The organism is Bradyrhizobium sp. HKCCYLRH3073 (assembly GCF_051167995.1).
Lineage (GTDB): Bacteria > Pseudomonadota > Alphaproteobacteria > Rhizobiales > Xanthobacteraceae > Bradyrhizobium.
Genome location: NZ_JBNPUD010000017.1, coordinates 83461 through 98557 on the forward strand (window position 1 = coordinate 83461; position 15097 = coordinate 98557).

Annotated in this window: 14 protein-coding genes; 6 read left to right on the forward strand and 8 right to left on the reverse strand. The window is 66.4% G+C overall.

The window, feature by feature from the left end; translation table 11 throughout:
- Nucleotides 1–29: 29 nt before the first annotated feature.
- Nucleotides 30–851: a sugar phosphate isomerase/epimerase family protein gene (locus tag ACQR1X_RS28915; protein WP_316182448.1), complete on the reverse strand. Its 822-nt coding sequence runs from the start codon at nucleotides 849–851 to the stop codon at nucleotides 30–32.
- Nucleotides 852–1066: 215 nt separating this feature from the next.
- Between ACQR1X_RS28915 and ACQR1X_RS28920 the strand changes: the two genes are divergently transcribed.
- A complete protein-coding gene (locus tag ACQR1X_RS28920; RefSeq protein WP_434894697.1) occupies nucleotides 1067–2206 on the forward strand; it encodes a hypothetical protein in 1140 nt (379 codons plus the stop codon).
- A 30-nt stretch (nucleotides 2207–2236) separates the two neighbouring features.
- Here ACQR1X_RS28920 and ACQR1X_RS28925 read toward each other — a convergent pair whose 3' ends face one another.
- Together ACQR1X_RS28925 and ACQR1X_RS28930 are read right to left on the reverse strand one after the other, a co-directional pair.
- Nucleotides 2237–2881, reverse strand: coding sequence for a Vgb family protein (locus tag ACQR1X_RS28925; protein ID WP_434894698.1), 645 nt, complete (start codon nucleotides 2879–2881; stop codon nucleotides 2237–2239).
- Nucleotides 2882–2913: 32 nt separating this feature from the next.
- Nucleotides 2914–4134, reverse strand: coding sequence for a helix-turn-helix domain-containing protein (locus ACQR1X_RS28930; protein WP_315803418.1), 1221 nt, complete (start codon nucleotides 4132–4134; stop codon nucleotides 2914–2916).
- A gap of 87 nt (nucleotides 4135–4221) precedes the next feature.
- On the opposite strand from ACQR1X_RS28930, the gene ACQR1X_RS28935 reads away from it, so the two are divergent.
- Both ACQR1X_RS28935 and ACQR1X_RS28940 read left to right on the forward strand, forming a co-directional pair.
- Nucleotides 4222–4983: a DUF899 domain-containing protein gene (locus tag ACQR1X_RS28935; RefSeq protein ID WP_434900112.1), complete on the forward strand. Its 762-nt coding sequence runs from the start codon at nucleotides 4222–4224 to the stop codon at nucleotides 4981–4983.
- Nucleotides 4984–4994: 11 nt separating this feature from the next.
- Nucleotides 4995–5261: a hypothetical protein gene (locus ACQR1X_RS28940; RefSeq protein ID WP_315803420.1), complete on the forward strand. Its 267-nt coding sequence runs from the start codon at nucleotides 4995–4997 to the stop codon at nucleotides 5259–5261.
- A gap of 316 nt (nucleotides 5262–5577) precedes the next feature.
- Here ACQR1X_RS28940 and ACQR1X_RS28945 read toward each other — a convergent pair whose 3' ends face one another.
- From ACQR1X_RS28945 to ACQR1X_RS28965, 5 genes are all read right to left on the reverse strand, one after another.
- A complete protein-coding gene (locus ACQR1X_RS28945) occupies nucleotides 5578–6363 on the reverse strand; it encodes an ABC transporter ATP-binding protein (protein WP_315803421.1) in 786 nt (261 codons plus the stop codon).
- The gene (locus ACQR1X_RS28950; RefSeq protein WP_434900126.1) at nucleotides 6360–7133 is read right to left on the reverse strand and encodes an ABC transporter permease; all 774 of its coding nucleotides are present in this window, start codon (nucleotides 7131–7133) and stop codon (nucleotides 6360–6362) included. The genes ACQR1X_RS28945 and ACQR1X_RS28950 overlap by 4 nt, the downstream gene beginning before the upstream one ends.
- A 254-nt stretch (nucleotides 7134–7387) precedes the next feature.
- Entirely contained in the window at nucleotides 7388–8332 is a 945-nt protein-coding gene (locus tag ACQR1X_RS28955; RefSeq protein WP_434900113.1) for an ABC transporter substrate-binding protein, read from the reverse strand.
- Between the two features lie 127 nt (nucleotides 8333–8459).
- Nucleotides 8460–9197 carry a histidine utilization repressor gene (gene hutC, locus ACQR1X_RS28960; RefSeq protein WP_434900114.1) on the reverse strand — a complete coding sequence of 246 codons (738 nt, stop codon included), beginning with the start codon at nucleotides 9195–9197 and terminating at the stop codon, nucleotides 8460–8462.
- Nucleotides 9194–10552, reverse strand: a complete 1359-nt coding sequence (locus ACQR1X_RS28965) for a formimidoylglutamate deiminase (protein WP_434900115.1) — start codon at nucleotides 10550–10552, stop codon at nucleotides 9194–9196. The genes hutC and ACQR1X_RS28965 overlap by 4 nt, the downstream gene beginning before the upstream one ends.
- Nucleotides 10553–10640: 88 nt before the next feature.
- Between ACQR1X_RS28965 and hutI the strand changes: the two genes are divergently transcribed.
- From hutI to hutU, 3 genes are read left to right on the forward strand one after another with little or no spacing between them, the layout of a single operon-like run.
- Nucleotides 10641–11855, forward strand: coding sequence for an imidazolonepropionase (gene hutI, locus ACQR1X_RS28970; protein WP_434900116.1), 1215 nt, complete (start codon nucleotides 10641–10643; stop codon nucleotides 11853–11855).
- Nucleotides 11852–13399, forward strand: coding sequence for a histidine ammonia-lyase (hutH, locus tag ACQR1X_RS28975; protein WP_316182457.1), 1548 nt, complete (start codon nucleotides 11852–11854; stop codon nucleotides 13397–13399). Before hutI ends, hutH begins: the two co-directional genes overlap by 4 nt.
- A gap of 9 nt (nucleotides 13400–13408) precedes the next feature.
- Entirely contained in the window at nucleotides 13409–15079 is a 1671-nt protein-coding gene (hutU, locus tag ACQR1X_RS28980; RefSeq protein WP_434900117.1) for a urocanate hydratase, read from the forward strand.
- Nucleotides 15080–15097: the final 18 nt, after the last annotated feature.

The window sequence follows — 15097 nt, forward strand, 5'->3', positions numbered from 1 at the left end:
AGGTCGTCTGAAAGCGCGAACGTGGTGGCTTACTGAGCCAGCTCGAGCGAGGCGAGATACGCCGCGCCGGCCTTGACGTGATCATGGTTGCGCAGCTCGAGGATCAGGCGCGGATTGGAGGTGAGGCGCGCCAGCGCGCGAAACACCGCCACCCAGCGGATGTTGCCTTCACCGGGCGCCCAGTGACGGTCGGCATAGCCATCGGTGTCCTGGAGATGCACGTGGGTCAGCATGTCGCCGGCGGCGTCGACGTAGTAGTCGACCGGCGGTGCGCCCGTCGAATGATGCGCGTAGTTGGCATGGCCGGTGTCGAGCGAGACGCGCACCTTGCTGCTGCCCAGCGCCTTCGCCAGGCCCACGCGATCGAGCGGATCCTTGTCCTCGATGTTCTCGATCACCAGCTCGCAATTGGCCTGTTCGGCGGAAGCGATCACATCGGAGAGCGTCGCCCTGACACGCTCGATCAGCGCCTCGCGGTTGTCCGGCAGCATGTCGATGTTGTTGTAGTCCCAGGTCGTGTAGGGCGAGTGGATCACCATCTGCGTGGCGCCGAGGAACTCGGCGACCTCGAGCCCCTGCAGCAGGCGCTTGGTGACGGCGCGGCGGATCATCGGATCGTGGCTGTCGATCTTGAAGCCCCAGAACGGGCCGTGGATGCCGAGCCGGCCGGTGTGGCCCGACAGCATCGACTTGATCTCGTTGGCAGTGCTGCGCCAGTCGCTGTCGAGAAGATCCGCCCGGAAGAAGTCCTGGATTTCGAGATCGCGCTGGCGTTCGAGCAGCCAGTCGCGATGCGCGGGAATGGACTTGACGGAGAGGGCGGCGCCGAGCACCGGCAGCGTGGTGGTCATGTCGAGGAAACCTTTGGCCTGCGTGAGACCCGGCAAGCGCTAGCGGAGTTCGATGACGCTCCCATGAAGGGCTGTGGAGGACGACCGCGACATGTTGTGCCTGCGCCGGCACGAAGCCGGTCAGCAGATCAATCCCTGGGGTAGTCGCGCATTCGTCGCTGCTACTTGACGTAGCCGCGGGAATTGCAACAATGCGGCGAAAACGGGGAATTGGGATGACGGTGCGGCGGGCGATCCTTGGAACGGTACTTTCACTTCTGGCGCTGACGGCGATATCTGCGTTGAACGAGACTGCGCATGCGAAGGGGCCCTACGGCTCCGTCTCCGTGGCCGGTTGGTCGGGCGGCGCCTACACCGACGACAACACCGGGAAGTTCTCGAGCTGCATCGCATCCGCCAGCTACAAGAGCGGCATCAATTTCGGCGTTCTCGCGCTGCCGACCTACAACTGGGCTCTCGCCTTCATCCATCCTGGCTGGTCGCTCTCGCAGGGGCAGAAGTTTCCCATCGTGCTCAGCTTCGACGGGCGCAATTCCTACAATGTCGAGGGCTCGATGTGGTCGGCCAACATGGTCGTCGTGCCGATGCCGAACGACTCCAGCCTGATCAAATCGTTCAGGGCGGCTCGGACGATGTCGGCCTTCGCGCAGGGCAATCTGTTCCAGTTCGATCTGAACGGCACGTCGGTGCTGCTGCCGTCGCTGGCGAATTGCGTGCGCATGATCAATGCCGGCGGATTGGCGGCAGCGACGAATTTCACGGTGCAGCCCGGTGCTCACTCGGCGCAGCGTCAGGCAGCTCCTGCCGGCGCCGCGCCCGCCGCAACCGCCAGCACGCAGCCGTCACGTGCCGCGGAGGATTCTCCCGAGCTGCAGTTGGAAGCGATGCAGATCGCCTCCAACTTCATCCTCAAGGCCTCGCTGTCGCATCCGGCCATTCTGGGCGGAGGCGAGCGGCCGGTGTGGCTGACATCGGGCGGGGTCGCCTGGAAGGCGGACAACGCCACCGGCTTCGTTCGGATCGTGCCGCCACAGCGCAATGTCGACGGCCTGGAAGTCGCCGCCACGATCATCGGCAACGACGCGCGCGACTGCAAGGGCAAGTTCATCTCGGCGCGCAACAGCGAGCTGGTCGACAGCGCCGTGGTGTTCCGCGGCATGTCCTCCTGCGAGGACAGCGAGAAGTCGGATATCGCCGAATACTTCATCTTCCCGCGCAAGGCCGGCGGCTTCGTGCTGTTCTCGGTGGTCACGCCCACCAGGCCGGTCGGTGGCGGCGGTGGCCAGCAGCTGCAGACGCGCGAGGAGGCCAACGCCAATTTCCGCAAGGCGGCCTACACCTCGATCGGCAAGTAGGCCACTTCCTGTCGCGGAGCCGTCAGCGGCTCACCCTCGCGCCCGCTTCGGCCGCCTGATCGCGCGCACCTTGCCGCTGTCGCCGCCGCCGCAATACAGCGTCTCGCCGCCGTCGGATTCCATGCCGGAGACACCGGTGCCGGCGGGCATGTCGAGCTGATCGAGCACCTCGCCGGTGGCGGGATCGATGCGCCTGATGTCGCTGACGTCGTCCTCCCAGGTGCCGTGCCAGAGCTCGCCGTCGACCCAGGTGACGCCGGTGACGAAGCGCGTGCACGGAATGCTGCGCAGGATCTTTCCGGTCGCAGGGTCGATCTGGTGGATCTTGCGATCGCGATAGGCGCCGACCCAGAGCGATCCCTCCGCCCAGGCAAGTCCGGAGTCGCCGCCACCCGAGGGCGCCGGGATGGTCGCGAGCACGCGGCCGTCGTCGGGATCGACCTTGTGAATGCGATCTTCCGCGATCTGATAGAGATGCCGGCCATCGAACGCCGTGCCGGCGTGAGAGGGGAGATCGATGGACGTCCGCACCGTGCCGTCAGCGGGATCGAACGCCTTGATGCTGCTGCCGGTCGCGATCCACACCTGCCGGCCGTCATAGCTGACGCCGTTGACGCGCTCGGCGCCGTCGAAGGGGCCGTACTCGCGAGTGATCTCCGCGGCTGCTCGTGTCATGTCTGCCATCCTCTGCTTCCGATGGACCCACGCTAGTCGAGCGACGACCACGCGGGGAGTAACAACGCCGTCGCGAATTCCGGCACGACCGGACAGGTCCAGCGTTGCGCGCGGCCGCGGCCGAACGACTGCACCTTCCCAGACGATGCGAGTTCGTCGAGGGCACGCTGCACCGTTCGCTGGCTTGCGCCCAGCGCCAGCGCGAGGCCGGAGCTCGACCAGGCCTCGCCATCGGCAAGGCAGGCGAGCACGGTGGCGTTGTCGTCCTCGATCGGCTGCGCCAGCACGACGACCTCGCGATCGTCACACGGCACCAGGGCGAAGCCGTCGCGCGTGGCATGGATCTCGGCGAGGCCTTGGAGCAACTGGCGCAGCCGTCCGATCTCGACGCGCAGGCGCGCGCGGTGCGACTCGTCGGCCTCCTTGCCGCGGAACGCATGCGCGATCAGCTCGGCCCGCGGCACGTCGTCGGGCGCTCCCTGGGCCAGTCGCCGGGCGAGTGCAAACAGCACCGGGCGCCGCGCCAGCGGCACGATCTGGCTCGCCTGGCGTACCGCCAGGCGGCAGGCATCGATGATCAGCCGGTCCGACCGCAACAGCCGCTCGACGTCGTCGAGCTGCAGCAGGCGTTCCTCGCCACGCCGGATCATCCGCGCCGCCGGTGCCGACAGCGCCGACGAGGCCCGCTCGATCTCCGCCCGGAGCTCGGGAATGCGGGCCTGCTGCGCCGACCGCGCGGCGCGTTCGAGCGCCGATCGCGCGGTCTTCGTTTGCAGCCGGCGCAAGGCCAGTCCGGCCACGATCAGTTCGTAGATCGTGCGGGCCGCCGGCAGCAGTGGCGAGGGATCGAGATCGGCGAGGCCACGCTCGGCGTCATCGAGGTGCCCGACCAGCACCATGCGCCTGATCTCGAGGCTGCGCGCATAGGCAGCGTTGGCGCGGTCGCCGTGCTGCTCCAGGGTCTCGCGCGCCGCCGCGAGCGACTTCGTCGGCCAGCCGAGGTCGCGCGCTGCAAGGGCGATCTCGGCCTCGGCGACGGCGCAGCGGGCGCGGGCCAGAACCGCCTTGGGACCGAAGCTTCGCGCGGCCTGCCGGAGCAGCGCCTTCGCGCGCCCGAAATCGCCAAGCCGCGCCATCGCGATGCCGCGCAGCGCCAGCGCCGGGGGATCATCGCGCAACGCGACCCGGTTCAATGCGCCGAGCGGATCGCCCGCGGCGAGCGCCTGCGCCGCCGCCGAGATCAGCGAGTCCATGCAAATCCCGCCATACTTGTCACTCCCGGTCGCTCTCCTGCCGATCCTAGTCTGAGCTGCGGTCAACACGCAAAAAGGATGACGACCATGACCATGCATATCACCGGAACGCGCGAAGATTGGTTGAAGGCCCGGCTCGACCTGCTGCAAGCCGAGAAGGAACTCACCCGCCGCAGCGACGAGGTGGCGGAACGCCGCCAGGCCCTGCCATGGGTGCGCGTCGACAAGGCCTATCGCTTCGACACCGAGGACGGGCCGGCGACGCTGCCAGACCTATTCAAGGGCCGCTCGCAGCTGCTCGTCTATCACTTCATGTTCGGCCCCGACTTCCAGGCGGGCTGCCCGTCGTGCTCGATGATTGCCGACGGCTTCAACGGCTTCCAGGTCCATCTCGCCAATCACGACGTGATGCTGTGGGCGGTGTCGCGCGCACCATTGGCGAAACTGAAAGCCTACAAGGCGCGAATGGGCTGGAGCTTTCCCTGGGCGTCATCGGCGAGCAGCGACTTCAATTTCGACTTCAACGTCGCGATCACCGAGGAGCAGCAGCGCCAGGGCGGCAGCGAGTACAATTATCGCACCAGTCCTCCGCTCGGGGCGTCCGATGTGCCGGCGATGGTGGCAGAGATCGCCGCCGGTGCCGGGACCGACGGCGCGACCTTCATGCGCGACCGGCCGGGCATGAGCGCCTTCATGCTCGAGGATGGTGTCGTCTATCACACCTATTCGAGCTATGCCCGCGGCCTCGACGGCCTGTGGGGTGCCTATCAATGGCTCGACCGCGCGCCCAAGGGACGCAATGAGCAGGGCGTCTGGTGGCGCCGCCGCGACGAGTACGGCACGCGCTAAGGAGCAGAGCCATGGCGTTCTTCCCGACCAGGATGCGCGTGATGCCCGACATCGCCAATGGTCTCCGCTACGCTGCGGCGCCGACCTTCGCGCTGATGGCGGTGCTGAACGCCATGGCCCGCGACGGCCGATCAGACGTGATCTGCTCGGCCATGCCGGCGGGTGCGCCGCTCGGCGACATGACCGTGATGTATCTCCTGATGAGCGCGTTCCATCTGGTGCCGTGGTTGAAGCGAATTGGAGGAAGCCTCCATAGGAATCGATGCGATGTGAGCTGATCGTCGACGCAGCAGTGAGCTATGCAGCTAAGAGTGTCCTTGCGGAGAGAGACCCTCACCCAAGCGAGTGTATGGATGAGCCGGCGATGCCCTCTCCCACAAGGGGCGAGGGCACTGCATTGTGCAGTCTTGCCGCGGCCCCAATTGGAACGCGTCGCTCGAGATCGCTTCAAGCGCGGTGGCCACTATTGCGCCCTCCCCTTGTGGGAGAGGGCATGTACGACAGAGCGGCAAACGCGCTTGGGTGGGGGTCTGTCTCCGCGATCCCGCTCGCAGAGGCGGCGCTGAGCGAGGCCACTTAGCTGGCGGCCACTTCTCACGCCTCCGCCGCCACCTTCAGCGCTTCCGCGCGAATTTCTTCCACCAGCCGCTCCTTGAGCGCTACGAATTCCGGCGAGGTCTTGACCTTGTAGGAGCGCGGATGCGGCAGCTCGATCTTGATGTCGGCCTTGATGCGGCCGGGCCGCGCGCTCATCACCAGCACGCGGCTGCCAAGGAAGATCGCCTCCTCGATGTCGTGGGTCACGAACAGCACCGTCTTCTGGTCGCGCTCCCAGATGCCGAGCAGCATCTCCTGCATCAGCACCCGGGTCTGGTTGTCGAGCGCGCCGAACGGCTCGTCGAGCAGCAGGATCTTCGGATCATTGGCCAGCGCGCGGGCGATCGCGCAGCGCTGCTGCATGCCGCCGGAGAGCTGCTTGGGCCAGTGGTTCTCAAAACCCTTGAGGCCGATCTGCTGGATGAAGCGGTCGGCGATCGCGTTGCGTTCACTCTCCGGCACGCCGCGTTCGCGCAGGCCAAAGGCGATGTTCTCGCGCACGGTGAGCCAGGGAAACAGCGTGTAGGACTGGAACACCATGCCGCGATCGGCGCCGGGCCCTGTCACTTCACGGCCATCGAGCAGCACCTTGCCGCTGGTCGGATGATCGAGCCCGGCGACGATGCGCAGCAAGGTCGACTTGCCGCAGCCGGAGGGCCCCAGGATCGTGACGAAGTCGTTGTTGCCGATCGTGAGTTCGACCGGCTCCAGCGCGCGCGTCGGCGCATGTCCCTGGCGGGCCGGGAAGATGCGCGTGACGTTGTCGATGACGAGCGTGGTCATGCCAGCTTCCACGGGAACAGCCAGGCGTTGAACGCCTTGAACAGGAAGTCCGAGATCAGCCCGATCAGGCCGATGACGATGATGCCGAAGATGATCTGCCCGGTGTTGAGCAGCGCCTGGCTGTCGGTGATCATGTGGCCGATGCCGGAGGACGAGCCGATCAGCTCGGCGACGATGACGTAGGTCCAGGCCCAGCCCAGCACGAGCCGCAGGATCTCGGCGATCTCAGGGGCCGCTGACGGCAGCAGCACCCGGCCGATGATGCCACGATCGCTGGCACCGAGCGTATAGGCGGCTTCGACGAGATCGCGCCGCGTGTTGCCGACGGTCACCGTGATCATCAGGATGATCTGGAACACCGAGCCGATGAAGATGATCAGCAGCTTCTGCAGTTCGCCGATGCCGGCCCACAGGATCAGCAGCGGAATGAAGGCCGATGCCGGCAGATAGCGGGCGAACGAGACGAACGGCTCCAGGAACGCCTCGACCGGCTTGTAGGCGCCCATGAGCAGGCCCAGCGGAACGGCGATCACGGCCGCTAGCACGAAGCCGCCGACGACGCGCCAGACCGTCATGCCGATATCGTAGAGGAAGCCGAACTTGGTGAGCAGATCCCAGCCCTCGTGCAGCATGGTCAAGGGATCGGCCAGGAAGGTCTTCGGCACGTAGCCCCCGAACGTCGCCAGCGCCCACGCCGCGACGAACACGACGAAGAAGGCAAGGCCGAGCGCTGTTCTTGATCGGGCGCTGACGGGATCGAGAGGACGGATCACGGATCGGGCTTTCGGGTTGGATGCGGCCCGCGAGGTGACGCGGGCTGCGGATGGTGACCTCGAATGAGTGGCTTCAGGGGGCGGTGCTAATGCTGCGCACGATGCATCAAGCTCGTCATTGCGAGGAGCGAAGCGACGAAGCAATCCAGAGTCTCACCCCGGCCCTGGATTGCTTCCGCCTTCGCTCTACAAGCTTCGGCGGACACGTCGCTCCGCTCGCAATGACGACGTCATATAGAACGGGTTTCGGCCTACTTGATGAAGCTCGCATCATAGAGATCCTCGATCTTCGGGATCTGCTTGATGATGCCGACCTCGAGCAGGAGCTCGGCCGCGTCCTTGTTGAAGGTCTTGAACTCGGTCTCGAAGAACTTCCGGCTCGCAGCCTTGTCCTGCCAGCGCAGATATTTGGCGGAGTTGCCGAACTGCTCGCCGCTCTGCTTCACGTCGGCGCCCATGATCTCATAGGCCTTGGCCTGGTCCTTGGCGATCATGTCGAGCGCCTCGAAATAGCTGTCGGCGAGCGCCTTGGCGGCCTTCGGGTTCTCGGACAGGAATTTCGGCGTGCAGCCGAACGTGTCCATCACCATCGGATAGTCGAGCGTGGTGGCGATGATCTTGCCCTTGTCGGGGGCGGCGCGGACCGTCGAGAGATACGGCTCGTAGGTCATCGCGGCGTCGTTCTGGCCGGCGACGAAAGCCTGCGCGGCCGGGCCCGGCTCCATGTTGACGACGGTGACGTCCTTGATGCTCAGGCCGTTCTTCTTGAGCATCCAGGCCAGCCCGAAATAGGGCGAGGTGCCCGGCGCCGATGCCGCCACCGTCTTGCCCTTCAGGTCCTTGATCGAGGCGATGTCGTTGCGTACGGCCATGCCGTCGGCGCCGTAGCTCTTGTCGAGCTGGAAGATCTGCTTGGTGGCGACGCCGTTGGCGTTCCAGGAGATCCAGGTCTCGACCGTCGTCGCCGCGCACTGCACGTCGCCGGCGGCAATGGCGAGGTGGCGATCCTTCTGCGGGATCTTCTTGATGGTGACGTCGAGCCCGTTCTTCTTGAAGATGCCGGCCTCCTTCGCCAGCGTCAGCGGCGCGAAGCCGGTCCAGCCGGAAATGCCGATGCCGACCTTGACGTCGTCGGCGTAGGCGGTCGTCGAGGCCAGGAGCGCGGCCGTTACTGCGAGAAGCCCTAGTCTGCGCATCGTCATCGTCCTTTGCTGTGAGAGGAAGCTTGTCGTGCGGCTCGCAGCCGTGATGGCTGCGATCTCCGCTTGTCTTTGCATGCGTGCTTGCAAATCCCGTGCTCAGATCGGGCGCGCATGAGCCGTCTCATTCGCTGCCCCTGAATCGTGCTACCAGGCGGTGCTGCTCGCCGGGATAGATCAGCCTGACAGCCGTGAGCGGCTGCCCCTTGCGCCAGGTGTGGCGTTCGATCACGAGGCAGGGTGCGCCGACCGCGATGTCGAGGCTTTCGGCAATTGCATCGTCCGCGACGATGGCGCTGATCGCGTGCTCAGCCTCGGTCCAGGGCACGTGATGCAGCAGCCATGAGCCTGGCGGATCGATCTTGAAGTCGGCCTTGGCCGCATCGGGCACCGCGTCGAGATCGATCAGGCGATCCTCGATTGCGAACGGGACGTTGTCGGCGCTGTGCCGGCAGCGGATCGCAATCACCTTGCACGGTTTCTTGACGCCGAGCCGCTCGCGATCGGCCGCATTGGCCGTGCGGCGGGTCGAGGAGATCAACTGATAGCCGTAGGCGCGGCCGAGCGCGCCGATCTCGGCGCGGATGTCGGGGATCTTCAGCACCGCCGACAGGAATTGCGGGCGCCGCACGAACGTGCCGGCGCGACGTCGTCGCTCGATCAGGTCGGCCTGGGCGAGCTCTGAGAGCGCCTTGTTCACGGTCATGCGCGAGCAGCCGTAGCGCGCCATGATCTCGTGCTCGAACGGGATACGATGTCCGGGCGGCCATTCGCCGGTGAGGATGCGGCGCTCGATGTCCTGGCGGATCGTCTTGTAGAGCGTGCCGGCGCCCGGCTTGACGCGATCCTCGGCGAGGCTCATGCGAGCAGCCTCCGCACCGCCGTGTTGAAGCCGCGCCGGGCGGCCTCGCGCGAACGATGATGGCCGCCCTGGACGACCTTGGCGCCGCTCGCCCAGACACAGTCGATGGCGTCGTGCGATGTCGCGAAGATCCAGCCGTCGAGCAGCGCATCCTGCGTCCGCCCTGCGAGCGACGGATGCGACAGATCGAGCGTGACGATATCGGCACGGCCTCCGACCTGGAGCCCGGCGTTGGATTGCGCCAGCGCCTGAGCGCCGCCGGCGAGAGCGGCATCAAACAGCGTTCGGCCCGTCGACGCATGCGGGCCCGACGTCAGCACGTTGCGCTCGCGATGCGTCAGCCGCTGACCGTATTCGAGCTGGCGCAACTCGTCGCTGACGCCGACTAGCACGTTCGAGTCAGTGCCCACGCCAATGCGCCCGTGCGCGCGCAGATAGTCGCGCGCCGGGAAGATGCCGTCGCCGAGGCTGGCTTCGGTGATCGGGCAAAGGCCGGCCGTCGCGCCGCTCCGCGCGAGCGCCGCCGTTTCGTCGGCCGTCATGTGCGTGGCGTGGATCAGGCACCAGCGCGCATCGACGGTGTGGTGATCGAGCAGCCATTGCACCGGACGCCGGCTCGACCAGGCGAGGCATTCCTCGACCTCTTTGACCTGCTCGGCGGCATGGATGTGGATCGGGCCGCCGTCCGCGAGCGGCAGCAGGGCCATCAACTCATCCGGTGCGAAAGCGCGCAGGCTGTGCGGCGCGATGCCGAGATTGGCGCCGGGGAGCGCGCTGATCGCCTTGCGGGAGGCCGTCAGCAGCTTTGCGAACTGATCGACATCGCAGATGAAGCGCCGCTGGCCATCATGCGGCGCCGCGCCGCCGAAGCCGCCATGCGCGTAGAAGCTCGGCAGCAGCGTCAGGCCGATTCCGGATGTCTGGGCAGCCGCGGCGATGCGCACCGCCATCTCGGCGATATCGGCGTAAGGCGTGCCGTCGCGATGGTGGTGCAGATAATGGAATTCGCCGACCCGTGTGAAGCCGCGCTCGAGCATCTCGACATAGAGCAGCGTCGCGACCGCCTCGACATCCTCGGGACGCATCGACAGCGCGAAGCGGTACATCGTCTCGCGCCACGTCCAGAACGTGTCGGTGGAATGTCCGCTGACCTCGGCAAGCCCGGCCATGCCGCGCTGGAACGCGTGGCTGTGCAGACTGGCGATGCCGGGGATCGCGACCTCATGTTGTTCGTCGTCGGAGGTCGGAGGGACGCCCGCGGAGACTGACGTGATCGCGCCGTTGCTGATGACGACCTGCACGTCCTCGGCCCAACCCGTGGGCAGAAGCGCGGATGCGAAGTGCAGTGACGCCATGTTTGATAAGCCCGCTGGACAGAACGGCGGAAGCGAGTTTATGTATAGACATATCGCCCGTCAAGCTTTCGTGAAGGTGGGAGGCAACATGGCCGAGCGTTTCGACGGGATCTGGCGCAATGCGCGGCTGGCAACGCTGCGCGAGAGCGCGGCTGGTCTTGGCGTGATCGAGCAGGGCGTGGTCGCTGCCCGCGACGGCCGCATCGCCTTTGCCGGTCCGCAATCGGATTTCCCGGCCGACGCTGATGCACCCGAGCTGATCGACTGCGACGGCCGCTGGATCACGCCGGGCCTCGTCGACTGCCACACGCATCTTGTTTACGGCGGCGACCGCGCCCATGAGTTCGAGCTAAGACTGGCCGGTGCGAGCTACGAGGAGATCGCGCGTGCGGGCGGTGGCATCGTGTCCACGGTTGCGGCGACGCGCGCCGCAACCGAAGAGAAGCTGATCGCCGGCGCGCTGCCGCGACTGGACGCGTTGCTCGCCGAAGGCGTCACCACGATCGAGATCAAGTCCGGCTACGGCCTGGAGACCGCGACCGAGCTGCGGCAATTGTCTGCAGCCCGCGCGCTCGGCGGCAGGCGGCCCGTCTCCGTGCGCACCAGCTTTCTCGGCGCTCATGCGCTGCCGGTCGAAGCGGATGGCGACAAGGATCGCTATATCGATCTCGTCTGCAACGAGATGCTGCCGGCAGTCGCCAAGTCCGGGCTCGCTGATGCCGTCGATGCCTTCATGGAGACCATCGCCTTCTCAGCGGCGCAGACGACGCGTGTCTTTGCCGCGGCCAAGATGCACGGCCTGCCGGTCAAGCTACATGCCGATCAGCTTTCCAATCTCGGCGGCGCGGCGCTTGCGGCCGAGTTCGGCGCGTTGTCGGCCGATCATCTCGAGCATACCGACGAGGCTGGCGCGGCCGCGATGGCCCGGAGCGGCACTGTCGCCGTGCTGCTGCCCGGCGCGTTCTATTTCATCCGCGAGACGCAGAAGCCGCCAGTCGATCTGTTCCGCAAGCACGGCGCGAAACTCGCGCTCGCGACCGACTGCAATCCCGGCTCGTCGCCGCTGACATCCTTGTTGCTGGCCATGAACATGGCGGCGACGCTGTTCCGGATGACCGTCGACGAATGCATCGCCGGCGTGACGCGCGAAGGCGCGCGTGCCTTGGGCGTATTGGGCGAGACCGGCACGCTCGAAGCCGGCAAGCGGTGCGATCTGGCGATATGGGACATCGGCCGTCCTGCTGAACTCGTCTATCGCATGGGCTTCAATCCCCTTCATCAGCGCGTCTGGAGAGGGCGATGAGCACGATCGTTGCGGCGCCCGGCCGCGTCAGTCTCGACGACCTCGCGCACGTCTACGCGGGCGGGCCGCTTGCGCTCGATCCATCCTATTGGCCGCGTGTTGACGCTGCCGCGGCCATCGTCGCCAAGGCGGCGCAGGGCGCCGAGCCGGTCTATGGTATCAACACCGGCTTCGGCAAACTTGCCTCGAAACGCATCCCGCCGGAGCAGACCGCACAGCTCCAGCGCAACCTGATCCTGTCGCATTGCTGTGGTGTCGGGCCCGCCACGCCAGAGCCGGTCGTGCGGCTGATGATAGCGCTTAAAATCATCTCGCTCGGCCGCGGCGCCTCTGGCGTGCGCCGCGAGATCATCGAGCAATTGCAGGCGATGCTGGCGCAGGGTGTGTGTCCGTTTGTGCCACAGCAGGGCTCGGTCGGTGCGTCAGGCGATCTCGCGCCGCTCGCGCATATGACGGCGGTCATGATCGGGGAAGGCCAGGCCTTTCTTGACGGCCGGCTGGTGCCCGGGCGCAAGGCGCTCGCGTGTGCCGGACTTGCGCCGGTCACGCTCGGACCGAAGGAAGGGCTCGCGCTCATCAACGGCACGCAGTTCTCGACGGCCTATGCGCTCGCCGGCCTTTTCCGCGCGCATGATCTGCTCGACGCGGCGCTGGTGACGGGCGCGCTGTCGGTCGATGCCGCGATGGCCTCGACCGCGCCGTTCCGTCCCGAGATCCAGGCGCTGCGCGGCCATCCCGGTCAGATCGCGGCCGGCCGCGTTCTGACCGTGCTGCTCGACGGCAGCGATATCCGCTTATCGCATCTCGAAGGCGACGAGCGCGTGCAGGATCCGTATTGCCTGCGGTGCCAGCCGCAGGTCGCCGGCGCGGCGCTCGATCTGCTCACCCAGGCGGCGCGCACGCTCGTCACTGAAGCCAACGCCGTCACCGACAATCCGCTGGTGCTGGTCGAGACCGGCGAGATCATCTCGGGCGGTAATTTCCACGCCGAGCCGGTGGCGTTTGCCGCCGATCAGATCGCGCTGGCGCTGTCCGAGCTCGGCGCGATCAGCGAGCGGCGCATCGCGACGCTGGTCGACCCCGCGCTGAATTTCGGCCTGCCGCCGTTCCTGACGCCGGAGCCCGGACTCAATTCCGGTTTCATGATCGCGGAGGTGACGGCGGCAGCGCTATTTGCCGAGAACAAGCAGCGTGCGCTGCCCTGCTCGATCGACTCCACGCCGACCAGTGCCAATCAGGAAGATCACGTCTCGATGGCCGCGCACGCGGCGCGGCGGCTGCACGACATGGCAGACAATCTCGCTGCGATCATCGGCATCGAGCTGCTCGTCGCCGCCCAAGGCATCGAGCTGCGAGCGCCGCACAGTACCAGCGCGGCGCTGTCTGCTGTCATTGCCGCGCTTCGCGCGCATGTGCCGGCGCTGGAGCACGACCGCTACATGGCCGACGATCTCGCCAAGGCCACCGCGCTTGTCAGCGGCGGTGTGCTGGCCGGGGCTGCGACGCATGCACTCGGACGCGATCCGTTCCCCAAACTTGGATGAGAGGGACCCATGAACCGACGCCTGGACAATGAACGGGTGATCCGCGCGCCCCATGGCAGCGAGATCAGCGCCAAGAGCTGGCTCACCGAAGCGCCGCTGCGCATGCTGATGAACAATCTCGATCCTGACGTGGCCGAGAAGCCCAGCGAACTGATCGTCTATGGCGGCATCGGCCGCGCCGCGCGCGACTGGGACAGCTTTGATCGCATCGTTGCCTCCTTGCGCAAGCTCGAAGCCGATCAGACGCTTGTCGTGCAGTCCGGCAAGCCGGTCGGCATCTTTCGTACGCACCCGGACGCGCCGCGCGTCCTGATCGCCAACTCCAACATCGTGCCGCATTGGGCGACGCTCGATCACTTCAACGCGCTCGATAAAATGGGCCTGATGATGTACGGCCAGATGACGGCCGGCTCCTGGATCTACATCGGCAGCCAGGGCATCGTGCAGGGCACCTACGAGACGTTCGTCGAGGTCGGCCGTCGCCACTATAAAGGCGATCTCGCCGGCAAATGGATTCTGACTGCTGGCCTTGGTGGCATGGGCGGCGCGCAGCCGCTGGCAGCCACGATGGCCGGTGCGTCGATGCTCGCCGTCGAATGCCAGCCGAGCCGCATCGAGATGCGGCTGCGCACCGGCTATCTCGATCGCCAGGCCGCGACGCTCGACGAGGCGCTGACACTGATGGCCGAGGCTGCCAGCACCAAGAAGGCGGTGTCCGTCGGCCTGCTTGGCAACGCCGCCGAGATCTTTCCGGAGCTGGTGCGCCGTGGCGTCCGTCCCGACATCGTCACCGATCAGACCAGCGCGCACGATCCGATCAACGGCTATCTGCCCAAGGGTTGGACGCTCGCCGAATGGGAGGCCAAGCGAGCGTCTAATCCCAAGGCGGTGGAGCAGGCGTCCAAGACGTCGATGGTCGGCCACGTCCAGGCCATGCTGGATTTTCACGCCATGGGCATTCCGACGCTCGACTATGGCAACAACATCCGCCAGATGGCGAAGGACATGGGCCTCGCCAATGCCTTCGATTTCCCCGGCTTCGTGCCAGCCTATATCCGTCCGCTGTTCTGCCGCGGCATCGGCCCGTTCCGCTGGGCGGCTTTGTCCGGCGATCCCGAGGATATCTACAAGACCGACGCCAAGGTGAAGGAGCTGCTGCCCGACAACAAGCATCTGCACAACTGGCTCGACATGGCGAGGCAGCGCATCAAGTTCCAGGGCCTGCCGGCGCGGATCTGCTGGGTCGGGCTCGGCGACCGCCATCGCCTCGGGCTTGCCTTCAACGAGATGGTGGCCCGCAGCGAATTGAAGGCGCCGATCGTGATCGGCCGGGACCATCTCGATTCCGGCTCGGTGGCGAGTCCGAACCGCGAGACTGAGGCGATGAAGGACGGCTCCGACGCCGTGTCGGATTGGCCGCTGCTCAACGCACTGCTCAATTGTGCGAGCGGCGCCACCTGGGTGTCGCTGCATCATGGCGGCGGCGTCGGCATCGGCTATTCGCAGCATGCCGGCATGGTGATCGTCGCCGACGGCACGGCGGACGCGGCGCGGCGGCTGGAGCGCGTGCTGTGGAACGATCCGGCCACCGGCGTGATGCGCCACGCCGATGCCGGCTATGAGGACGCGATCGCCTGCGCCGACGCCAATGGTCTCGATCTGCCGAGCCTCGCTCGTTGAAGCGCTGATGGGTTGAAG